Here is a 20,621-nt window from a genome sequence, read left to right as displayed (position 1 = left end):
AGACGAGCATGAACGATATCCCGCATTTCCCATTGGCTGCGGTGGTCGGTGCCGAAGAGCTGAAACTGGCGCTGTGTTTGACAGCTATCGACCCCAGGATTGGTGGCATCCTGATCGAAGGCCCGCGCGGCATGGCCAAGTCAACGCTTGCGCGAGGTTTGGCCGATTTGCTGGCCAGCGGGCAATTTGTCACGTTGCCGCTGGGCGCGACAGAGGAGCGCCTGGTGGGCACGCTGGACCTGGATGCGGTCCTCGGAGAAGGCCGGGCGCAGTTCTCGCCAGGTGTGTTGGCTAAAGCGAATGGCGGGGTGCTGTATGTCGACGAGGTCAATCTGCTGGCCGACCATCTGGTCGATTTGCTGCTGGATGTCGCGGCCAGCGGGACCAACATTGTCGAGCGCGATGGCATCTCCCATCGTCATCCGGCGCGGTTTGTCCTGATTGGGACGATGAACCCGGAAGAGGGCGAGCTGCGCCCCCAATTGCTGGATCGCTTCGGTTTGAACGTGGTGTTGAGTGGCCCTACGGTCCCGGCCGAGCGTGGAAAAATCATTCGCCGACGACTGGATTTCGATGCCGATCCTGTTGCGTTCTGTGAGCAGTGGGCGGATCAACAGAACGCCTTGAAACAGCGTTGCGAACAGGCGCGCGCGCTACTGCCGACAGTCCCTCTGGACGATCAGGCGCTTGGGCAGATTACCGAGCGCTGTTTTGCCGCGGGTGTGGACGGGTTGCGTGCGGATTTGGTCTGGCTACGTGCGGCACGCGCTCATGCAGCCTGGCGCGGTGCCCGGCAGATCATGGTTGAGGATATCGATGCGGTCGCTGAGTTTGCCCTGCGTCATCGCCGTAGCACCGGCTCGCCATCTGCAAAAGCTCCACCGCCTGCCGAGGCTCCGCCGACCCCGCCGCAAGCAACGCCTGGCAATACCCCGCCTGACGAGCAGAGTGAGAGTCTGGAAGGCGGGCAGGGCAGTTGGGGCGAGATGCCCGCGCAGGCGATGCCTGTCGGTATGCGCCGAGAAGTGCCGAGCTGGCCAAAAAAGCCGTAGGCATCCGCCCTCATTCGACACCGGGGGCGGATGCCACGCCTCAGCCAGGAAGACTCAGTGGCGGCAGAACCGGTGCGGCCCGCGACGGGTCCGGTGGCGCCATCGATTGGTTGCCGACCCTGTTGCGCGGACGCCCTAAACGGCGCAAAGACCTGATTCGAAAGCCGCGTAGCAGTCGTCCTCAGGCGCTATGGCTGGTCATTGTCGATGCATCCGCCTCGACCCGGCGCTATCAGGCCTTGAGTCAGGCCAAAGGTCTGTTGAGTCAGCTGTTCGATGATGCTTACCGTCGCCGCGTCCGCTTGGCATTGCTCACCGCCAGCGGCAATGCCCCGCACTGGCAACATCAAGGCCTCAAAGCATCCGCCGCACTACTGCCCTGGCTTAACGCACTGGGCGCGGGGGGTGGCACGCCGCTGCTCGACGCACTGGAACAAGCTGCACACTGGCTCACTTTGCGTCAAAAACAGCACCCGACCGAACAGCAACGCCTGTTGCTGTTGACAGATGGCCGCATCAAGGCTCTGCCGGTTGTGCCTGAGCTGAGTTGCCCGAGCCTGCTGATAGACATAGAGCAGGGGCCGATTCGCCTGGGGCGCGCGGTGCAACTGGCCTCAGCATTAGGGGCTGAGTATTGTCATATTGAATCGTTAACTCGGGTTCGCTGAAAGCTCTGAAAGCACTGCTCTGCAGTGCTTTCAGAGACGAGTTACTTCAATTCACTCTGGCATGGTCCAGGGCATCAGGCGGTAGCCTTCCTGACTGATTTCTGCCCGGGCTTGCTCCAGCAGACTTTCCAGTTGAACAGGGTCACTATAGGTGCTGCTTGGGATCTGTTTGCGCCCGATTCGGGTATTGGTGCGGTCGATGACGGTCAGGCTCAGCTCGCCGTTACCGTCTTGCGGTGCCCAAGCGACGCATTGAAAGGGTTCGAAGGCATGACCCGCGATCAAAAGAGCTTCGTTAAAGCGCAGTGGGGTGTTCATGAGCGTTTCTCTCCGTGCCCAAATAAATTCAATCGCCGCCGAGGGGTGGGCTTACCGTTCGGCTGGTTACTTGTACTGATGATGCAAGAGGTCAGATAAGTCACAATAGTCTGTCGATAATTTAATAATTCCCTACCAACGGTACCCCTTGCCGCTTGCGGCCTGCCGCGCATCGCCGACGACTGTGTGGAGCAAAGTCAGTGCGCATAATTAGTAGACTGAATAATTGAATGAACCACCTGATTTTTTTAGTTCTTTTTGGAATGACGCTTATAGTTAAACGGTACAAGCGTGTGTCAAATTTTTGCTAATGTAACAGCCAGCTTTGCCAACTTACTGTTTATAAAACGATTTCTAAATATTGGCGCCAAGGAACCTCTATGCATGAATCGGCTCCACTACGTCGCCTATTGGTCGTCGACCCTTGCGATGATTGCCATCGTTTGATTCCCGCACTCCGTGAGGCTGGCTGGGACGTGCACAGCAGTACCCTTGAGTTAGCCGCAGAGCAAACCTGCGACGTTGGTTTGATCCGTCTGATGCCTTACCACGTTGAACACCCTGAAGCAGTCAAGGAGTTGATCAGCCGCAGTAATACTGAATGGATTGCGGTGCTCAGTCCCGATGAGTTACGTCTGCAAAAGGTGGGTGATTTTGTTTGTGAGTGGTTTTTCGACTTCCATACCCTGCCGTTCGATGTTTCAAGGGTGCAAGTAACCCTCGGCCGCGCGTATGGCATGGCGAGACTTCGCGGGCAGGGAGCGGCCCATGTCCATGAGCCTGAACATGAGCTGTTGGGCGAAAGCCGCCCGATTCGTGAATTACGCAAGTTATTGAGCAAGCTGGCGCCGACCGAGTCTCCAGTTCTGATTCGGGGGGAGAGTGGCACCGGCAAAGAACTGGTAGCCCGGACCTTGCACCAGCAGTCCCAACGCAAAGGCAAGCCGTTCGTGGCGATCAACTGCGGCGCCATTCCTGAACATTTGATTCAGTCCGAGCTGTTCGGTCATGAGAAAGGCGCTTTTACGGGCGCCCATCAGCGCAAGATCGGACGAATCGAAGCCGCCAATGGCGGGACTCTGTTCCTTGATGAGATCGGCGACCTGCCACTGGAATTACAGGCCAATCTGCTGCGGTTTCTCCAGGAAAAACATATCGAGAGAGTCGGCGGGCGTGATCCGATCGCCGTTGACGTTCGTGTGTTGGCCGCCACCCACGTCGACCTTGAAGCGGCTATTCGCCAAGGGCGGTTTCGTGAAGATCTGTATTACCGCCTGAATGTCTTGCAAGTGGTCACCGCACCTTTGCGTGAGCGGTACGGAGATCTGGCGATGTTGGCCAATCATTTCGCCCACGTCTACAGTCAGGAAACCGGCCGTCGCCCACGTAGTTTCAGTCAGGATGCGCTGGTCGCGATGGGCAAGCATGACTGGCCCGGTAACGTTCGCGAGTTGGCTAATCGGGTACGGCGTGGCTTGGTATTGGCCGAGGGGCGACAAATCGAGGCCGCCGACCTGGGGCTGGTCGGCAACCAGGAGGTCACTGCCGCCATGGGCACCCTTGATGATTATAAGTCCCGTGCGGAGCGTCAGGCATTGTGTGATGTGTTGACTCGTCACAGCGATAACCTGAGTGTTGCCGCCAAAGTATTGGGTGTGTCGCGGCCGACTTTTTACAGATTGCTGCACAAACATCAGATTCGCTGATGTGTTCAACTCCCTCCTAAAAAACCCGCGATCATCGCGGGTTTTTTAGTTGAGGCGGCGGACAAAGGGATCAGAAGTAGTACGGGAATTTCAGGCTGAAGGTAAAGTTCGGCGCATCGTTGGTCAGGCCAATGGAAAGATTGGGCACGATGGTCAGTTTGTCTGATACAGCCATGGTCATGCCAATGTTGAAGTACCCCGCATTGGCATCACTGTTGCTGACTGTTTGCCATCCCTGGCCTTGCTGCTGGATCTTGCTTTTCATCGCGATGAGATCAGACACCGAAAACGACATGCTCATTTTCTCGTTCAGGGCGAAGGCAATACCGGCCCCCACTTGGAACGTATCGCCCAGTTTGACGTTGCCTGGGACCTTAGTGCCTTGAGTGGGGCTGATATCGCCGAATGACTCTTCCATGTTGTAGGTATAAGCGATGCTGCCGAACAGGACCGCAGGGTCGATGGTTTTGATCAGAGAGAGGCCCGGTGTCAATGACCATACGCCATTGCCGGTTGGTAGACTTTCAGGTGTCGAGAGGTTGTCGTTCTGACTGGACGTATGCAACTTGATGCCATAGGGCTCTTTGCCGGTAGGCGCCTTTAGACGCAGGGTAAAGATCGCATCCGGCGTGTTGGCGGTTTCATCAAGAAACTTATAGGCGATCCCGGCGTTGATATCACCCAAGGTCGGATCACGTTTTTCGCTGACTTCGGATATCTGACTTGTCGAGTTGCCAGCACCGGATGAAGAGTAGGTGGTATCCCGGTAAATAACGGGTACGTTGAGATCGACTTGCCAACGCTGGTCGAAGTTGTAGCGTCCGGTCAAGTCCAGGGTCCAGTTGTCGGCCTTGATCTTGTCGATACCGATATTGCCCAGAAAAATCGAATCCAGTGCCAGAAAACCATTAAGGATCAGTTGATTAGTGTCGTAGTGGGCATAGGTTATGCCGGTTTCCAGGCTGAACTTACCCCCACCAAAAAAACCGCTGGCTTCGTCGTACAGGTTGCTCACGCTTTGTGCCGGTTGCGAGTCATCTTTAAGTGCCTGACCGTAAGAGCTGCCTGTCCCCGTCGCACGGCCATCGCTGCTGGCAACGGCAACACCGCTGCCCTTATTTGCAGGATTTGCAGGGGTCGCCGGCGAGCGCACCAGTCGTTTGGGCTGAGGCGTCGCTGGCTGATCTTCAACTTGGCGGACCCGCTGTTCAAGCACCATCAGTGCCTTTTGTTGCACATCGTAGCGTTGTTTCAACTCAAGAAGTTCTTGCTTCAATGTCTCGACATCAGTGTCTGCTGCCTGGGTAAATGTCGCGGGCAACAGCGCACTCAAACAAACAACCGCGCGAAACGAGAACGAACGATACATAAGAGTAGCCATCCCTGTGAGCTGTTTTATGAATCAGAGCGTAGATCAATAACCCGCAGACCGGAGGTTCTTTAATTGATCCAGATTACAATTCAGCGTACCAGTGGAGGGTAAGTCGTTGCGTAGCACAATATTCAATTGCGTCAAGTTTTGAACTTGATTACTCGTCCCTATTAGATTGGTCGCCTGCAGAACACCGCCTGCGGCAATACGTTGCATCGAGTCGCCCTGGTTATTGCCGGCCTGAATGGCCAATTGCACGCCACCATTGCTGGACGAAATCGTCAGGTTGCCAGCGCGGTTGGCCTCCGTGATCGTTGCGCCGCTGGTCAATACCTGACCCTGGTTTGCGGTTAGAGCTGGCGCCAGGCCGTTCTGCTGGACGTTGATAGCAACGTTGTTACTGGCACTGTTACCGTCGCCAGCAGTGCGTGTACTTTGCGTCACGCCCTGATTAGCGGTGAGTCCTCCACCCCCAGTGATTGAGCCGGTACCGTCAGTAGACGTTGACCCATTCCCCTTTTGGTTGATGAGTGACACATAAAATTGCGGCTTTATCGTGTTTTGTTGCATGTGCAGTGTGGTTTGTGCGCCGAGTACATCGCCCGCGGCATTTTGCCAAGTACTGGTCATGGTCATGCCGAAATAAACAATGCGGTCCGGCATCACATAACGACCGCGTAACTGGGCCAATTCTTGATCCTTGAGTTCTATGGGCTTTAAGACCGACGTGGCATACGTCGGCAGGCTAGCAACCATGCAGGCAGCAGCCAGCCAGTGGTGGATTTTCATGTGCGGCTCCCTTTTGCCCTTTTATTATTAGAAGAAATCACTTTGCAAAAAGCCAAACTCCATTAACTCCGCATCCTTGACCGGGTTAAAGGTATCCACGCGACCTCTGGCAGTTAATGGCAACGGCGGATCCAGCAGGGCATTATGTTTGTCATACCCAGGCCCGATGATCGCGAAAATGATGCCGTTCCAGCCTTTGGTGAAGTCTTCACGGGAATAGCGTTTGTGGCCGAGCACGGGATCACCGATGTACACCCAATTCTTCTCAGTCTTTTGCAGCACGACGAAATGCTTATAGCCGCGAATGTCCATCAGCACCACGACCGGAATGGTCAGGCGGTCCAGGCTTTCCGAAGGAATTCGGTAGCCACGGGCACGCATGCCGATGCTTTCGACGTAGCGTTTCATATCGAGCATGGAGAAACCCTGTGTACGCACAAGGTCCTGGTCCGCAGTGAGCAGCATGCCTTCGATAAGCTGGTTCTCGGTCACGTCCAGCCAGTAGGCCTGACGCAACACTGTCGCCAGCGCGGCAGCGCCACAGCTGAAGTCAGTTTTTTGTTCCACCAGATCGCTAAAACGCCGTTCGCGCATGCTCTGAACGTGCTTGTAGACTAGATTGGCACCCGGCAAACCGGGAACCGCCATTTGACCTGCTTGTGACAGGCCGGCAATCAATAACAGGCAGAAGAGGGCGATACTGCGCATGATCATTACGCCTTGGACGTTTGAGTCTCTTTAGCAAAGTAAGACTTCCAACAACGCTTGGGAAAAGGGGTTCTCTTGCGAGAACCCCTGATTACCGTCGCGCTTACATGCAGGCTTTGCAGCCTGCGGCGATGGACAGCGAGTTGCTTTGTTGGTTGCCGATGCCCGAGGAAACGTTGGCGCCGGCGTTACCCGACACATTGTTCAGCGAGTTGCTCAGGGTCGCGCTGTTGGTCACAGGGTTTGCCCAACCGGTAGGGGTCAACACCTGATAAGTCGCTACGCCGCTCAACTCCACAGTGCCACTTTCAGTGAAGGCCAATTTGTTTTTGTCATTGTTACTGCGGCTGTCATTGTGGCCCCAACCACCACCATGGCTGTCGTTGTCGTACACGTAGCCTTCCCCTGTACCTTTATAGCTGCCTTTCACATCGACAGTGGATTTGAGGGTGGTTTTTTCATAACTACGATCAGCATAGTTATTAACCGAGGTGCCGCTAGAAGTTTGGTTGGCCGACGCCGAAGCTGTTGCCACCCGACCACCGGACACTGCAATCGCCAGATTGTTTTTCTGTTGGTTGTAGTCGCCAGACGTCACGTTGATACCAATGTTGCCGGAGCTGCCATTGGCCGAGTTCGAGAGGGTGGTGGTGGTCTGGGTGGAATAGTTGGCAGCAGTGTTACCGCTGTTGGTCTGGGTGGCACTGGATGCAGAGATCGCGCTACCGAAAATGAAAGTTTGATCGGCCGTGGCGATGGCGGCAGCGTTATCCTGTTGGTTAGCGTCGCCGCCCGCAACGTTAATCCCCAAATTGCCATTGGCGTTGGAACCCGAGCTATCGACCGTGGCACTGTTACGAGTGCCTTGGTTGAGGGTCGTGTTGTCATGGCTGCTTTGTGAATCCATCACCGTTGCGGCAGAGCCTGCATTGATCAGAAGCCCGAGCAGGGGGCTAGGATCATTGTTGTCATGGCCGTTGTTGTTGCCACCGCGCCCGTCGGCTTGTGCTGCTACAGCCATGATTGCTGCCAGTGCGAAGACCAGAGGCTTGATTGCCATTGTAGGTTTCATGGTGTTTCTCCATTCTTATGGGATTGCTAAGTGTTGGAACGTTGTATTGCTGTATTGCTGTATTGCTTTGGGTCAGTTGGAGACCCTTACGCTCAGGGTGTTGACCGATTGGTTCCCCACCCCAGCGCTCTGGTTCAACTGAACAACCCCTCGACTACCGGTGAAGGCCTGATCGCTGGTAGCGACCTGGCGGTTGCCAGGGGAGTGCTCGGTTGTGCCGGAGCCTTGCAACAGCGCCACGTTTTGCTGTGACAGGACGCTGTCGTCGATGCTTTGCGCCTGGGCACTGATGCTCAGGCGCACTGCGTTAATTTGTTGGTTATTGGCGCCGGAAGACTGGTTGACCCCCAGGATCCCGCTGCCATTGCTGAAGGCGTTGCCTTCGATGGCTGATCGCGGGTTTCGTAGCGGATCGATCCGGGTATTGAGTTGTTGATGATATTGGCCAGTGGCCTGTGCTTCAGTGCCAATGGCGATGGCCCGACCGTTGATTTGTTGCTGTTGATCGCCAGCGGCCTGGTTTACGGAAAAGTTGCCTTGATAATTCTGCCCAACACTGCCGATGACCGCCTGATCAACCACCGGGGCGTTCGAGTCGGCCAAAACCGCACAAGAGCAGAACATGGCTACTATGAGGAATGAGCGGGTCATCTCAGTGGTCTCCCGTCATCATGCGCAATGGAGCAAGACCTTGCTGGACGGCACCGGTGACCTGACCGCCTATACCGCTGGTGGCACCGCCTGAATGACCGGCACCCAAGCCTGCGGTTACCCCTCGATCGACAGTATTCAAGCCGCGGAGGGTGCCGTTGGGCATAAGCATGTGATTGATAGTTGCGCCGCTGGTGACAGTGGCGAAGTCACCGTCTGACAACTCACCATTGTTCAGTGCCCCCGTGACCCGGCTGGAAACGTTAGTGTTAACCGTGGTGGGATTCGGGTCTGGACGCATCAGTGAGCGGGTGGCGACGTGGGGCTGAACTGTGCGCTCCAGAACAATAACGCCATCGCCTGCATGTGCTGAAGGAATAAGGGACGCGCCGCTGACGCACCCGATGAATACGAGGCCAAACATGCCCTTTTCTAAACGCCCCATGACTGTTCTTCCTTAGTTGATGCGCTGGCCCTAATCAGCGATGCAAGAAAGAGAGCAGGAGCTGTGCCGCTTTTAATAGTGTTAGATAAATCAAAGGGTTGAGCGTGATAGCTCAAAGACTTTCAATGTCAGTGTAATGATTGTGAAACAGATTCAATTGGATAGAAGAAGCTGTGCATGAGGGCTTGAAGGCGATTACTCTCGTTGCCTGTTGTATCAGCGGCTTAACAGATTTATCGTTAAATCGCTGAACCGCTCTGGCTCGGGCTTTTAACGTGAGCGGGGTGTTTCATAAATGGACAATCAATACGGCGTATTGATCCTGGCGTAGCTTATTGCACCCTCAATAAGGCACTAACGGCGGCAAATACCTGTTCGCGCCGACTGTTCTGCTCGCCATTGATTACGCAGTACGGTTGTTGATTGAGATTCAGCCAATGCTGGCTGGCTGCAAAAAACGCCTGGCGTTCACTCAAGGTCGGCTGGCAGCGCTGACCGTCGCTGATCCAGTCGACTCCTTCTGGCGCCAATAGCACGTGTAAATCGTAATGGCGGGCTAATAGCTGTTGTTCGAGCCAGCCAGGGCAATCGCCGAATAAAGTTTTGCTCCAGAGCATATTGCTCAGCAGATGGGTGTCGAGAATAAGCAACTCAGGCTGCCTCGCTCGAGCAGCGTCTTCCCAAGCCAACTGACCTTCTGCAATGCGCTGGATATCGGCGTAGCAAGTATCCCGGGCCTGTTGCTCGATGAAGTAGCGAACATATTCACCCACCCATTCACCGCCGAAGCTGGCTTGTATCTGGGCCGCGAACCAGCTTTTGCCACTGGACTCAGGTCCCGTCAGCACCAGCACTTTCATCGGGCTGCCACAGCCTGATGATTGCGCCATTCGCGCCAGCCCAGTAAGGCGATCAGCATAAATAGCGCATACAGTGCCGCAGTGAGGTACAGGCTCTTATAAAGGAACAGGCCAACGAAAATCACATCCAGCACCATCCACAGAGGCCAGCACTGGATGCGTTTTTGCGCCATCCATACCTGGGCCACCAAACTGAAACCGGTCAGCGCGGCGTCCAGCCAGGGTTGTGCTGCGTCGGTAAAGTGGGCCATTGCAGCGCCTAACGCCAGGCTGAGCAACGCGCCCAGTGCCAGACTGAACAACAGCGGACCGGTTCCCAGATACGTGATGACGCGACCCTGTTGCACTTCGCTTCGCCGGGTCCATTGCCACCAACCGTAAAGCTGCAACACGGCATAGATCATTTGCAAAAGCATGTCCGAGTACAGCTTCACCTCGAAGAAAACCCAAGAATAAAGCAGCACCATGACCAGGCCGATGGGCCAGCCCCAGGCATTCTGTTTCACTGTCAGCCAGACGGCGATCACGCCTAGTGCAGCCGCGAACAGTTCAAGCCCGGACATGACTACTCCTTAGGGGGCAACGAGTGGGAATCGGAGGGCGATTGTAAGCGGATAAGCGCAAGGCAAGGGGGATGGTTGTACAACAACGGGTGTGAGGGGGTGTGAGGCAGGGCACTTATAACAAGTGCCCTCATACATCCTGTGAGATAAGGTCTATACCCGGAACTGCCCCAGCAATCGATTCAACTGATTGCTCAGGTCCCGCAGGTGCACACTGGCTTCGCTGGAACGTTCCGCAGCGTAGGTGGTGTTCTGTGACAGACCAGCCGCCTGAGTGACGTTTTGATTGATGTCCTCGACCACGTGCGCCTGTTGTAGGGTCGCGCTGGCGATCGAGGCGTTCAGGCCATTGAGGTTGCGCAATGCCTGAGCGATCGAGTTCAGGCTTTCACCAGCCTGGCTGGCTTGCTCGATGGTTAACTGCGAAGCGTGACTGCTGTCGCCGATGACTTTGACTGCCGCATCGGAATGGTGTTGGAGGCGCTCAATCATCGACTGAATTTCAGCCGTCGATTTTTGCGTGCGTTGTGCCAACAGGCGCACCTCATCGGCTACCACAGCAAAGCCGCGCCCTTGTTCGCCGGCGCGGGCGGCTTCAATGGCAGCATTCAACGCCAGCAGGTTGGTCTGGTCGGCGATAGAACGAATCACCTCCAGGACACTGCCGATCTGTGTGCTTTCTGCCGCGAGGGTTTGAATAACGGTCACCGCCTGGGTGATGGTGCTAGACAATTGATCGATCTGGCGCAGGCTGCTGTCGATATTGATCTGCCCTTGTTTGGCCTGGGCTTCGGCGTCGCGCATTTCGCTGGCGGCCTGTTCGGCGTTTTTCGCGACATCCTGTACGCCATAGGTCACTTCATTGATGGCCGTGGCCACCAATTCCATTTGTTGCGACTGTTGCTGACTGTGAGATTGAGCCTGGCTTGCATTGCTGCCCAGTTCAGTAGCTGCCTGGCCCAATGCCGCAGCAGCTTCCAGCAATTGGCGAACGACCGTATGCATTTTTGTGGTGAAGGCGTTGAAGTGGGTCGCGAGCTGCGTGACTTCGTCATGACCGTGAGTATCCAGACTCCGCGTCAGATCACTTTCACCACTGGCGATGTTGGCCATGGCGTCGACGGCATCCTGTAATGGCCGGACAATGCTTCGGGAAATCATGACCACCAGCAGCGCCATGACCAGTGCAATGCTCAGGCCAGCTATGGATGCTTTCCATACTTGGCCGTAGAACTCGGCCTGCATATCGTCGATGTATACGCCGGAACCGAGTATCCAGCCCCAAGGCTCGAACAATTTCACGTAAGAGGTTTTCTCCACGGGTTCGCTGGAGCCAGGTTTCGGCCAGCGATAGCCGATGTGACCTGCACCTTTGGTTTTGGCGACAGTCACCATCTCGTTAAATAGAGCAATGCCATCCGGATCTTTGATGCCAGACAGGTCCTGGCCCTCAAGCTTCTGATTGACCGGGTGCATGATCATCACCGGTCGCAGATCGTTGATCCAAAAATATTCGTTCTGGTTGTAACGCAACCCGCGTACCGCAGCCTGGGCTTGTTGCTGGGCTTGTTCACGAGTGAGCTTGCCGGAGGTTTCCTGGTCGTGGAAGTACGAGAGGATGCCACCGGCGGCCTCTACAATCTGCTGGGTTTTTTCCGCTTTGGCGGCATACAGGTCAGTGTGGATCTGCTTGAGCATCAAAGCCCCAAGCGTCAACAGCATCAGCACAGAGACCACTAGGATCAGCCACAACCGACGGCTGATCGACAAACTGCGCAAGCTATTCATGAAACTCCACTCCTTCAAATATTGTTCTTTTTTTGCCGTGCAGCCGGATCAAAGTATGCACCACACGGGGCACGCTAGAGCGTTAATTCATCATGTCTGATAGGCTTTCGGCATTGTTCGACTAAACATGAGTGGCTCACGTGTTTTTCACGTTATGGCAATCATCATGTTGGTCCTGCGCACATAGCATGTCTTGTCTGCAATCGTATTGAAAATACTAAAGGGGCATGCCAAGAGCACTGCTTCATGGGGGAATGATGGATATTTGGACTGCCGCACAGGCGTTGATTCTTGGGGTTGTAGAAGGGTTGACCGAGTTTTTGCCGGTCTCCAGCACTGGCCACCAGATTATTGTTGCGGACTTGATCAATTTTGGTGGTGAGAGGGCGATGGCCTTCAACATCATTATCCAGTTGGGGGCGATTCTGGCGGTGGTCTGGGAGTTCCGACGCAAGATTATCGATGTGGTTATCGGGCTGCCTAAACAGTCGGAAGCGCAACGTTTCACGGTCAACCTGATTATTGGTGTCCTCCCGGCCATTGTACTTGGGGTGTTGTTTGCCGATTTGATTCACAAATACCTGTTCAATCCGATCACCGTCGCGACAGCTTTGGTGGTGGGCGGGGTGATTATGTTGTGGGCCGAGCGCCGCCAACATGTCGTGCGCGCTGAAACCGTCGATGAAATGACCTGGGTCGATGCCCTGAAAGTGGGTTGTGCTCAGTGTCTGGCGATGATTCCCGGCACCTCGCGTTCTGGCGCAACCATCATCGGTGGGCTGCTGTTCGGCCTGTCACGCAAGGCGGCTACCGAGTTCTCGTTCTTCCTCGCCATGCCAACCATGGTCGGTGCGGCGGTCTATTCGGCCTATAAATATCGCACGTTGTTTCAGCACGATGATTTGCCGGTGATTGCCATTGGTTTTGTGACCTCGTTTATTTTCGCCATGATCGCGGTTCGCGCGCTGCTCAAGTTCATCTCCACCCATACCTATGCGGTATTTGCCTGGTATCGGATCGCTTTCGGTCTGGTGATTCTGGCGACCTGGCAGTTTGGCTGGATCGACTGGTCCTCCGCGGCCGCTTAAGGATCAGACCTATGGAGCAACGCACGCAGTCTCAAGGAACGTCTGGACAGGGCAAGCCGGGCGCCGATGCACGCCGGCCTAAGCAGTCGGTGCAGCATGTTCGGCTCAAGCTCTTCATCCTCTTGGGGTTGTGCGCGTTGCCAGGCTTCGGCGCACTGTCGATGGCAATCAGGGGCGTTTCGGCGATCCCTGCCAGCGGTTACGCAGTGATGAGCTTGCTGGCGTTCTTTCTCTATTGGCACGATAAAAACAGGGCCCGCAATGACGGCTGGCGCACGCCGGAGAAAGTCCTGCATGGCGTCGAGTTGCTGGGCGGCTGGCCGGGAGCCCTGCTGGCACAGCAACGCTTTCGGCACAAAACCCGCAAACTCTCTTATCAAGCCGTGTTCTGGCTGATCGTCATGCTGCATCAGGTATTCTGGATCGACCTCTTGTTTCTGCAAGGCAACTTCCTGGCCCGCCATTTCTCATGACACCTTCAAACCAACCTGTCGGATTTTGGCCAATTTGCTCACCACTGACTGATGCGAGCGTGTCAGCAGATCGCGCAACTCGTTGTCGCTCAGGGGGTAGGGTGGTGCCACGCTGATCCAGTATGCACGCGCCAGATAGGGCGCGGGGCGGATACCCGGCCGATCGACATAACCCAGAAACAGCTCGGCACCTATCTTGAACGACAGCCCGGCGCCTGCCAGATCAAGCACGGCGAACATCTTGTTTGTGGCCACTGAAAACACTCGGGTGCCCCCCCATTTGTAATCCTCGCGAGCACCGGGCAGTTGCAGGCAAAACTGTGCAACTTGTTCAGGATTCATCCTCGCCTTCCTCTCTATCGGTGGCAGTCAATCATGACCGTGCAAGTCATCAGTGAACGCGCTGCTGATGTGATCAATCCACGCCCTCACCGCCGGAAGCATGCCGCGCCGCTGAGTATAAGCCGCTTGCAGGTGTCCTCCCGGCAGTGACCAATCGGGCAGCAACTGAATCAGACGACCGTCAGCCAATTCTTCACGGCAGTTCATCATCGGCAACATGGTTAGACCCAGGCCACTCAAGGCGGCGCTTTTGCGGATAGGGAAATCATCGATGGCCAGGCGCGCCTCAATCGCGACTTCACATCGCTCGCCGCTGCTGTGGACCAGATCGTAGTGAACCATCCGATCAGCCTCGATAGCGCCCAGTACCGGCAGGCTTGCCAGGTCCCGAGGTGTACTGATGACACGGCCGGCCAGCAACATGGGTGACGCTACCAGAGCGGCGAGAGCCGGTGCCAGCTGGCGTACGATCAGGCTGGGGTCTTCATCGCCGATGTCGCGCACCCGTAGCGCGACATCAATGCCCTCATTCACCAGATCGACACGTCGATTGACCAGCAACATTTCCAGCTGGACCTGTGGGTGACTTGCCAGAAACGAGCTGATCACGTTGGCCAGATTCCAATGGGTCAAACCGACCGGGCAGGACACCCGCAGCCGCCCGCGAGGTTCGGCCGACAGTGACGCGACCGCTTCATCGGCCATTTCCGCTTCCAGCAACATAGCTTGGCAATGCTGCAGATAACGCTCGCCAACCGCCGTCAGCGACAGCTTGCGTGTTGTGCGTTGCAGCAGGCTCGCGTTGAGGCGGGTTTCCAGCTCGGCGATACGTCGAGACAGGCGGGACTTGGGAATGCCAAGCAAACGCCCCGCAGCCGCGAAACCTCCAGCCTCAACGACTTTTGCGAAGTAATAAAGATCGTTAAGGTCTTGCATACAGATGCCTCGATTGTTCTATACATAGGACAAGCTATCGCATTTACGCTGACTAATCAGGAATTGGTTTGCCCTGTAGGATTATCCGCACTTGATCGCCCGGCGGCGATCCCTACTTGGAGAGCCCTATGAAACTTCTGCACCTCGATTCCAGCATCCTTGGTGACCACTCTGCTTCTCGCCAACTCAGCCAAAGCGTCGTTCAGGCCTGGCAGGCAGTCGAAACTGACGGCCAAGTGACTTACCACGATCTGGCCAGTGATGCGTTGGGCCATTTTTCCGCTGCCAGTCTTGCCGCTGCCGGCACGCCAAGTGAAGCTCGCAATGCTGCGCAGCAGGCTGACGTCGACCTGAACGAAGCCACTCTGCAGGAGTTCCTGGCCGCTGACGTGGTAGTGATCGGCGCGCCGATGTACAACTTCACCATTCCAAGCCAACTCAAGGCCTGGATCGACCGGGTGACTGTCGCTGGCCGTACCTTCCGCTACAGTGAAACCGGGCCTGAAGGCCTGTGCGGCGGCAAAAAAGTTATCATCGTCTCCACTGCCGGTGGCTTGCACGTTGGCCAGCCGACCAGCGTTGGTCACGAGGACCTGCTCAAGGTACTGTTTGGCTTCATCGGTGTGACGGATCTGCAATTCGTGTTCGCCCATGGCCTGGCGTACGGTGACGAACCACGCGCCAACGCAATGGCTTCAGCCCGTATGCACATCAGCGAAGCGTTGTTCGCCACCGCTTGATCGTTGCCCTGAACGGGGCAACACCGCACACCAGAAACTCTGCAGCCCTGCGTCATGACGTAAGGGCTGCAGGTTTTTTTGCGTTTGGCGCCAATCACGAGCGTCATTGCGACAAACCTTCATCTTTGACGATTTCCTTACGGGTAAGCGGACTGCAATCAAAGTAAGATTGCACTTATTAGTTATTGAACAGGCAAAAGGTCATTTTAGATCTCGTTTCATGTTTTTTAGTATGTGGCTCGGCTTATGCACTAGTTTGTCGAGCAGCTACTCTTATAGCTATCGGCGCCGGGAGCGCGGATCGGTGTAGAGCGCTGCAACCCGCAGCGGACTTCACCGTTCGCTTACTCGGATCTACAAAGGTGGGGCCTTGCGATGGTGCGTCTTTGTGCGGTTATGTTGGTATGTCTGCTTGGGAGCCTGATTTCGGTGCAAGTCGAAGCAGGTACTCACTGGAGCGCGGGATTTCATCGCCTGACGTTTCTTGATCCGCTGGATTTGCAGCCGATGAGCGCGATTGCGTTCTATCCATCGACTGACTCAAAAAAAATCAGCAAAGTCGATGGCTATCAGATTGCTGCCGGTGAAGATGCGACGATCGCCATGGGGCGTTTTCCCCTGCTAATGCTATCCCACGGCAACACCGGTACCCCGTTGGCGCTGCATGACCTGGCAACTTCTCTGGCGCGTAAAGGCTTTGTTGTGGTTGCAGTGATTCACCCTGGTGACAACTATAAGGACCACAGCCGTCTCGGTAGTCTTAGCAATTTATATGGACGGCCATTGCAAATATCCGAAGCCATCAGTGCTGCGCTCATGGACCCCATGCTTTCTGCTTATGTAGATGGGCGGCACGTTGGCGTGATTGGTTACTCCGCCGGTGGTGAAACCGCGTTGATCCTGGCGGGTGCTCAACCTGATCTGCAACGCCTGCGTAAATATTGTGCTGAACGTCCAATGGACCGCGATGCTTGTACGAGGCAGGGCGAGCTGATTGCTGATCGGGACGATTTACGTGCGGAAGCGGACCCACGTGTAGGGGCGCTGATGCTAATGGCGCCATTGAGCTTGATGTTTGGCCGCCATACCTTGGCTGACGTCCATGTACCCGTGCTGCTCTACAGCGGTGACGGGGATCAATTGCTGGCCCTGGACAAAAATGCCGAAGCCCTGGCGCGCAAACTGCCTCAGGCACCGAGTTTCAAGCTGTTGCCCGGGGCAGGGCATTTCGTGTTCCTGGCACCGTGTACGGATGAGCAACAAGTGACTACTCCAGGCCTGTGTACCGATGCCGAAGGTGTCGATCGAGTCGATATTCACCGCAGCCTGAGCGCCGACGCCGTGCGCTTTTTCAGTGACACACTGAGTCAGCCGAGTCCTGCAGGGCTGCAAACGGCGCATCAGGAGTGACGCGTAAGCGGCGAGGGTGATAGCGCTCGTCGCAACTCATAGAAACACTACTTCGAAAGGTCGCAGCAGGCGCTCCAGCACCGGGGTAGCTAACTCTGGTACCAGGCCCGTCTCGGGATCATCTTGCAGTTGGCTGGCGAATGCGTGCGCGGCATGCCGTTTACGGGCCACCGTCGCAGGGTCCAGCAAAATCTTGCGCGCACGTTGCCAAGGGATAAGGTCGTCCTCCGGTTGCGCCCAGTGCCAGGCCCAGATCGGTACTTCGTGGCATCGTGCTCCTGCGGACTCAACCGCTTTAGCAGTCGCGCGGCCCACCGCATCATGGTCGCAATGGCCGTCGTGATCCCATGGGGTGAACACCACGTCAGTTGTGCGCAGATAGCGTCGAATGAAATCGGTGAGTGCGTCCTCCTGTTTAGCGACAGCGTTATCGGTAAAACCGCCACGAATCCATTGCAAACTGTGCAGTGGCAGGTCCAGGCGATGCAGGGCTTCGGCGCTTTCTTGCGGGCGGATCACACGTAAACGCGCCACTGGCCAACTGCTTGACCCAGGGTGACTGGCGCTGCCGTCGGTCACCGAAATCAACTGAAGTGGCCTTCCCAACTGCGCCAGTTGTTGCATCAGGCCGCCAAAGCCCAGCACTTCGTCTATGGGATGAGGCGCAATGATCACGGCGCGAGAACCGGGCGGCACCAGCATGTGGGTGCTGATGACGGGCAGTTCGGCCAAGTGTTTAGAATGTTTCCAGGCATGGCGAGAGGCACCACTGCCCACGATCAGATTTTCGCTCACAGGTTTCACATCCTTGTCGGCGGATGGCCAACGCCTTGACTGCATGCTGGTTGCCCGAGCGCGGCCAGTAGAGGCCGCCCGGGTACAGCGTTCGTCTATGATTGTCAGCGCGTCTGTACGTCCTTGCCCAACGCCTGGCTCATGGTTGCTCTTCGCGTTGCAGTTCGAACAGCAGCAGGGAGCGCCCCGTGATTGTGTATTCCGTGCCGAATGGCAACTCCCCATGGCTATGGTCGTCGGGCTGATTGGTGTCTATCAGGCATGTCCAGGAGATGCCCTCGGGCACTTTGGGTAGTGTGAAATTGACTCCGTCGTGGTGGGCATTGACCACTAACAGCAGCGTGGCGTCCTGGCCGGGGCGACGGATGCCTGAGACTTGTGCGCGGCCGTCCATCAACATGCCAAGGCAGCGACCGTTACCGTCTTCCCATTGTTCAACGGACATCTCAGAGCCGTTTGGAGACAGCCAAGTGACATCCTTCACGCCGATTTCTTCATTGTAATTGCCGACCAGAAAACGACCACGGCGCAGGATCGGATAAGCTTGACGCAGCTTGATCAGGCGCCGTACGAATTTCAGCAGCGACTTGCCGTCGTCATCCAGTTCCCAGTTGACCCAGCCAATTTCGCTGTCCTGGCAATAGGCGTTGTTATTACCGTGCTGGGTGCGGGCGAATTCGTCCCCGGCAACCACCATTGGAGTGCCCTGAGCGAACAGGAGTGTAGAGAAGAAATTACGCATCTGCCGCAAGCGTAGCTCGTTGATTTCCGCATTATCGGTGGGGCCTTCGACGCCATGGTTCCAGGACAGGTTGTTGTTGCTGCCGTCCTGATTGTCCTCGTCGTTGTCTTCATTGTGCTTTTCGTTGTAAGACACCAGATCGTGCAGGGTAAAACCGTCGTGGGCGGTGATGAAGTTGACGGACACATAAGGTCGACGCCCGCGTTGGTTGAACATCTCGCCCGAGGCAGTCATGCGGCCAGCGAAGTCGGCCAACTGGCCGTCGTCGCCTTTCCAGAACGCACGTACGGTGTCACGGAACTTGTCGTTCCATTCCACCCAACCAGGAGGAAAACCACCGACCTGATAACCACCGGGACCACAGTCCCACGGCTCGGCGATCATCTTCACCTGACGCAGCACGGGGTCTTGGCGGCAGGCCACCAGGAAGCTGTGGCGTTCATCAAATCCGTTGTGATAACGGCCAAGAATCGTCGCCAGGTCAAAACGAAAGCCATCGACGTGCATCTCTGTCGCCCAATAACGCAACGAGTCGGTCACCATCTGCAATACGCAGGGGTGGCTGAGGTCGAGGGTGTTACCGGTGCCGGAATCATTGATATAGAGGCGTTTGTCGTCGGGCATCAAACGGTAGTAGGAGGCGTTGTCGATACCGCGCATCGACAGAGTCGGGCCTAGCTCGTTGCCTTCCGCAGTGTGGTTGTAGACCACGTCGAGGATCACTTCAAGGCCGGCATGGTGCATGTGAGCGACCATTTCCTTAAACTCGGCGATCTTATCGTGGGCCAGGTAGCGTGGGTCAGGGGCAAAGAAGGCGATGCTGTTATAGCCCCAATAGTTGGTCATGCCTTTCTGTAGCAGATGCTGGTCATTGACGAACGCGTGAATCGGCAGCAATTCCACCGATGAGACGCCAAGCTTGCGAATGTGCTCGATGACTTCATTGACCATGAGCCCGGAGAAGGTGCCGCGCAACTCCTCAGGCACCGCAGGATGGCGCATGGTGAAGCCACGCACGTGGGTTTCGTAAATGATGGTTCGGTCCCACGGCACACTGACCCTCTGGTCGCGACCCCAAGTATAGGCAGGGTCGATTACCTTACTTTTCGGCACGAAAGGCGCACTGTCACGCTCGTCAAAGCTCAGGTCGCCATCCGGGTGGCCGATGGTGTAACCAAACAGCGACTCAGACCATTTCAGTTTGCCAACCAGTTGTTTGGCATAGGGGTCGATCAGCAGTTTGTTGTGGTTGAAACGATGACCGTTCTGCGGGTCATACGGGCCATACACGCGGTAGCCGTAGATCAGCCCTGGGTGGGCGTCGGGCAGATAACCGTGAAAAATTTCGTCGGTATACTCGGGAAGCTCGATGCGTTCCAGTTCGACTTCGCCAGCGGCATCGAACAGGCACAGCTCAACCTTGGTGGCGTTGGCCGAGAACAGCGCAAAGTTTACGCCCAGACCATCCCAGTTGGCGCCGAGCGGGAAGGGCAGCCCTTCACGGATTCGCGACACAACAGTTTCTGGCTTTACGTCTTCTGGCTTTACGTCACTTTCATGGGCTTTTTGATTAGGGGCGTGTTGAACGTTCTCTTTCGGGGTCTTGGCGTGCGGTGTACTCATATTCATTCCTGACGTCGGATGATTTCTTGAAAGCGGTCAAAGCCGCCACCGCAGCTTAGGGCGCTCCGATGTATGTAGGTCACCTGTTAGAACTACCGCAGTCAATGGCCGGGTTTAAAGCGACTGCTGCGGTAGTACACGTTGCGGCACCCAGGAATATCAGGCCCCAGCGGGCTTGCCCGGCGATTTTGGTTTCTTCGCGGGCGTGGTTTTCGGTGTCGGGGGTGAGGTAGGCTTGGCCGCTGATTTAGAGGCGGCTTTGGGCGCAGCAGGCTTGGCATCGCCCGGACCGTCAACTTTTGGCAGCTTGGGCTTAACCGTCTTGCTCACGTCTTTTTTGTTCGGCGACAACGCCTCGGCCTCGGCCAGTTTGCGGGCCATTTCCCAATGCCGTGCTTCCTGACCGTGAGGTTTACCCTCGGACTCCCAGATTTGATAGGCAAAATCGCGGATTCGTTTTTCGTCGGCACTCATCTCGAC

The 20,621-nt window shown here is 56.1% G+C and carries 22 protein-coding genes and 1 pseudogene; 7 read left to right on the top strand and 16 right to left on the bottom strand.

The features are described from left to right. Positions 1–8 precede the first annotated feature (8 nt). Entirely contained in the window at positions 9–1,052 is a 1,044-nt protein-coding gene (locus ACVBEG_RS11540; protein WP_322179165.1) for an ATP-binding protein, read from the top strand. A 101-nt stretch (positions 1,053–1,153) separates the two neighbouring features. Continuing rightward, positions 1,154–1,720, top strand: a complete 567-nt coding sequence (locus ACVBEG_RS11535; RefSeq protein WP_322217787.1) for a vWA domain-containing protein — start codon at positions 1,154–1,156, stop codon at positions 1,718–1,720. A gap of 51 nt (positions 1,721–1,771) precedes the next feature. Here ACVBEG_RS11535 and ACVBEG_RS11530 read toward each other — a convergent pair whose 3' ends face one another. Next, a complete protein-coding gene (locus ACVBEG_RS11530) occupies positions 1,772–2,038 on the bottom strand; it encodes a hypothetical protein (RefSeq protein ID WP_322179177.1) in 267 nt (88 codons plus the stop codon). A gap of 380 nt (positions 2,039–2,418) precedes the next feature. Here ACVBEG_RS11530 and ACVBEG_RS11525 point away from each other — a divergent pair, with 380 nt between their 5' ends. Next, positions 2,419–3,744, top strand: coding sequence for a sigma-54 dependent transcriptional regulator (locus ACVBEG_RS11525; protein ID WP_322179178.1), 1,326 nt, complete (start codon positions 2,419–2,421; stop codon positions 3,742–3,744). A gap of 70 nt (positions 3,745–3,814) precedes the next feature. Here the strand turns inward: ACVBEG_RS11525 and ACVBEG_RS11520 are convergent, their stop codons facing one another. From ACVBEG_RS11520 to ACVBEG_RS11475, 10 genes and pseudogenes are all read right to left on the bottom strand, one after another. Further along, positions 3,815–5,113: a hypothetical protein gene (locus tag ACVBEG_RS11520; RefSeq protein ID WP_330200788.1), complete on the bottom strand. Its 1,299-nt coding sequence runs from the start codon at positions 5,111–5,113 to the stop codon at positions 3,815–3,817. Positions 5,114–5,158: 45 nt separating this feature from the next. After that, positions 5,159–5,905 (bottom strand): hypothetical protein, encoded by a 747-nt coding sequence (locus ACVBEG_RS11515; RefSeq protein ID WP_322179180.1) that lies wholly within the window; start codon positions 5,903–5,905, stop codon positions 5,159–5,161. 27 nt (positions 5,906–5,932) lie between these two features. Next, on the bottom strand, positions 5,933–6,613 hold the full coding sequence (locus ACVBEG_RS11510; RefSeq protein WP_322179181.1) for a C39 family peptidase: 681 nt from the start codon (positions 6,611–6,613) through the stop codon (positions 5,933–5,935). Between the two features lie 103 nt (positions 6,614–6,716). Then, on the bottom strand, positions 6,717–7,685 hold the full coding sequence (locus ACVBEG_RS11505) for a heme utilization protein (RefSeq protein WP_447107713.1): 969 nt from the start codon (positions 7,683–7,685) through the stop codon (positions 6,717–6,719). A 72-nt stretch (positions 7,686–7,757) separates the two neighbouring features. Then, positions 7,758–8,336, bottom strand: a complete 579-nt coding sequence (locus tag ACVBEG_RS11500) for an adhesin (RefSeq protein WP_322179183.1) — start codon at positions 8,334–8,336, stop codon at positions 7,758–7,760. A 1-nt stretch (position 8,337) separates the two neighbouring features. Continuing rightward, on the bottom strand, positions 8,338–8,781 hold the full coding sequence (locus ACVBEG_RS11495) for a hypothetical protein (RefSeq protein WP_322179184.1): 444 nt from the start codon (positions 8,779–8,781) through the stop codon (positions 8,338–8,340). 332 nt (positions 8,782–9,113) lie between these two features. Continuing rightward, positions 9,114–9,641, bottom strand: coding sequence for an AAA family ATPase (locus tag ACVBEG_RS11490; protein ID WP_322216480.1), 528 nt, complete (start codon positions 9,639–9,641; stop codon positions 9,114–9,116). Then, entirely contained in the window at positions 9,638–10,204 is a 567-nt protein-coding gene (gene pnuC / locus ACVBEG_RS11485; RefSeq protein ID WP_322179186.1) for a nicotinamide riboside transporter PnuC, read from the bottom strand. The genes ACVBEG_RS11490 and pnuC overlap by 4 nt, the downstream gene beginning before the upstream one ends. A gap of 153 nt (positions 10,205–10,357) precedes the next feature. Continuing rightward, entirely contained in the window at positions 10,358–11,092 is a 735-nt protein-coding gene (locus ACVBEG_RS11480) for a methyl-accepting chemotaxis protein (RefSeq protein WP_416194634.1), read from the bottom strand. A 126-nt stretch (positions 11,093–11,218) separates the two neighbouring features. Beyond that, positions 11,219–11,902 (bottom strand): annotated as a pseudogene (locus ACVBEG_RS11475) (cache domain-containing protein); the annotation flags it as partial. Between the two features lie 347 nt (positions 11,903–12,249). Between ACVBEG_RS11475 and ACVBEG_RS11470 the strand changes: the two are divergent. Next, positions 12,250–13,080, top strand: a complete 831-nt coding sequence (locus ACVBEG_RS11470) for an undecaprenyl-diphosphate phosphatase (RefSeq protein ID WP_322216478.1) — start codon at positions 12,250–12,252, stop codon at positions 13,078–13,080. 11 nt (positions 13,081–13,091) lie between these two features. After that, a complete protein-coding gene (locus tag ACVBEG_RS11465; protein WP_322179189.1) occupies positions 13,092–13,553 on the top strand; it encodes a DUF1294 domain-containing protein in 462 nt (153 codons plus the stop codon). On the opposite strand, the gene ACVBEG_RS11460 is transcribed toward ACVBEG_RS11465, so the two are convergent. Together ACVBEG_RS11460 and ACVBEG_RS11455 are read right to left on the bottom strand one after the other, a co-directional pair. After that, entirely contained in the window at positions 13,548–13,895 is a 348-nt protein-coding gene (locus tag ACVBEG_RS11460) for an MmcQ/YjbR family DNA-binding protein (RefSeq protein ID WP_322179190.1), read from the bottom strand. The two genes, ACVBEG_RS11465 and ACVBEG_RS11460, sit on opposite strands and share 6 nt — an antisense overlap. A gap of 27 nt (positions 13,896–13,922) precedes the next feature. Further along, positions 13,923–14,831, bottom strand: coding sequence for a LysR substrate-binding domain-containing protein (locus ACVBEG_RS11455; RefSeq protein WP_447107712.1), 909 nt, complete (start codon positions 14,829–14,831; stop codon positions 13,923–13,925). A 128-nt stretch (positions 14,832–14,959) separates the two neighbouring features. On the opposite strand from ACVBEG_RS11455, the gene ACVBEG_RS11450 reads away from it, so the two are divergent. Further along, positions 14,960–15,571 (top strand): FMN-dependent NADH-azoreductase, encoded by a 612-nt coding sequence (locus tag ACVBEG_RS11450; RefSeq protein ID WP_322179192.1) that lies wholly within the window; start codon positions 14,960–14,962, stop codon positions 15,569–15,571. Positions 15,572–15,946: 375 nt separating this feature from the next. Further along, the gene (locus ACVBEG_RS11445; RefSeq protein ID WP_322179193.1) at positions 15,947–16,981 is read left to right on the top strand and encodes an alpha/beta hydrolase family protein; all 1,035 of its coding nucleotides are present in this window, start codon (positions 15,947–15,949) and stop codon (positions 16,979–16,981) included. Positions 16,982–17,017: 36 nt separating this feature from the next. Here ACVBEG_RS11445 and ACVBEG_RS11440 read toward each other — a convergent pair whose 3' ends face one another. The 3 genes from ACVBEG_RS11440 to ACVBEG_RS11430 form a co-directional block, all read right to left on the bottom strand. Beyond that, on the bottom strand, positions 17,018–17,776 hold the full coding sequence (locus ACVBEG_RS11440) for a PIG-L deacetylase family protein (RefSeq protein ID WP_322179194.1): 759 nt from the start codon (positions 17,774–17,776) through the stop codon (positions 17,018–17,020). A gap of 139 nt (positions 17,777–17,915) precedes the next feature. Then, positions 17,916–20,141, bottom strand: coding sequence for a glycogen debranching protein GlgX (gene glgX / locus ACVBEG_RS11435; protein ID WP_322216468.1), 2,226 nt, complete (start codon positions 20,139–20,141; stop codon positions 17,916–17,918). Positions 20,142–20,300: 159 nt separating this feature from the next. Further along, entirely contained in the window at positions 20,301–20,615 is a 315-nt protein-coding gene (locus ACVBEG_RS11430; RefSeq protein WP_322179196.1) for a DUF2934 domain-containing protein, read from the bottom strand. Positions 20,616–20,621: the final 6 nt, after the last annotated feature.

Source organism: Pseudomonas sp. GG8 (assembly GCF_052976945.1).
This window is presented reverse-complemented; position numbering and strand designations above follow the sequence as displayed.

Coding starts and splice junctions, on each gene's coding strand:
- ACVBEG_RS11540 (WP_322179165.1), top strand. CDS start 9: ATGAACGATATCCCGCATTTCCCATTGGCTGCGGTGGTCGGTGCCGAA.
- ACVBEG_RS11530 (WP_322179177.1), bottom strand. CDS start 2,038: ATGAACACCCCACTGCGCTTTAACGAAGCTCTTTTGATCGCGGGTCAT.
- ACVBEG_RS11525 (WP_322179178.1), top strand. CDS start 2,419: ATGCATGAATCGGCTCCACTACGTCGCCTATTGGTCGTCGACCCTTGC.
- ACVBEG_RS11520 (WP_330200788.1), bottom strand. CDS start 5,113: ATGTATCGTTCGTTCTCGTTTCGCGCGGTTGTTTGTTTGAGTGCGCTG.
- ACVBEG_RS11515 (WP_322179180.1), bottom strand. CDS start 5,905: ATGAAAATCCACCACTGGCTGGCTGCTGCCTGCATGGTTGCTAGCCTG.
- ACVBEG_RS11510 (WP_322179181.1), bottom strand. CDS start 6,613: ATGCGCAGTATCGCCCTCTTCTGCCTGTTATTGATTGCCGGCCTGTCA.
- ACVBEG_RS11505 (WP_447107713.1), bottom strand. CDS start 7,685: ATGAAACCTACAATGGCAATCAAGCCTCTGGTCTTCGCACTGGCAGCA.
- ACVBEG_RS11500 (WP_322179183.1), bottom strand. CDS start 8,336: ATGACCCGCTCATTCCTCATAGTAGCCATGTTCTGCTCTTGTGCGGTT.
- ACVBEG_RS11495 (WP_322179184.1), bottom strand. CDS start 8,781: ATGGGGCGTTTAGAAAAGGGCATGTTTGGCCTCGTATTCATCGGGTGC.
- ACVBEG_RS11490 (WP_322216480.1), bottom strand. CDS start 9,641: ATGAAAGTGCTGGTGCTGACGGGACCTGAGTCCAGTGGCAAAAGCTGG.
- pnuC (WP_322179186.1), bottom strand. CDS start 10,204: ATGTCCGGGCTTGAACTGTTCGCGGCTGCACTAGGCGTGATCGCCGTC.
- ACVBEG_RS11480 (WP_416194634.1), bottom strand. CDS start 11,092: ATGGAATTGGTGGCCACGGCCATCAATGAAGTGACCTATGGCGTACAG.
- ACVBEG_RS11470 (WP_322216478.1), top strand. CDS start 12,250: ATGGATATTTGGACTGCCGCACAGGCGTTGATTCTTGGGGTTGTAGAA.
- ACVBEG_RS11465 (WP_322179189.1), top strand. CDS start 13,092: ATGGAGCAACGCACGCAGTCTCAAGGAACGTCTGGACAGGGCAAGCCG.
- ACVBEG_RS11460 (WP_322179190.1), bottom strand. CDS start 13,895: ATGAATCCTGAACAAGTTGCACAGTTTTGCCTGCAACTGCCCGGTGCT.
- ACVBEG_RS11455 (WP_447107712.1), bottom strand. CDS start 14,831: ATGCAAGACCTTAACGATCTTTATTACTTCGCAAAAGTCGTTGAGGCT.
- ACVBEG_RS11450 (WP_322179192.1), top strand. CDS start 14,960: ATGAAACTTCTGCACCTCGATTCCAGCATCCTTGGTGACCACTCTGCT.
- ACVBEG_RS11445 (WP_322179193.1), top strand. CDS start 15,947: ATGGTGCGTCTTTGTGCGGTTATGTTGGTATGTCTGCTTGGGAGCCTG.
- glgX (WP_322216468.1), bottom strand. CDS start 20,141: ATGAGTACACCGCACGCCAAGACCCCGAAAGAGAACGTTCAACACGCC.
- ACVBEG_RS11430 (WP_322179196.1), bottom strand. CDS start 20,615: ATGAGTGCCGACGAAAAACGAATCCGCGATTTTGCCTATCAAATCTGG.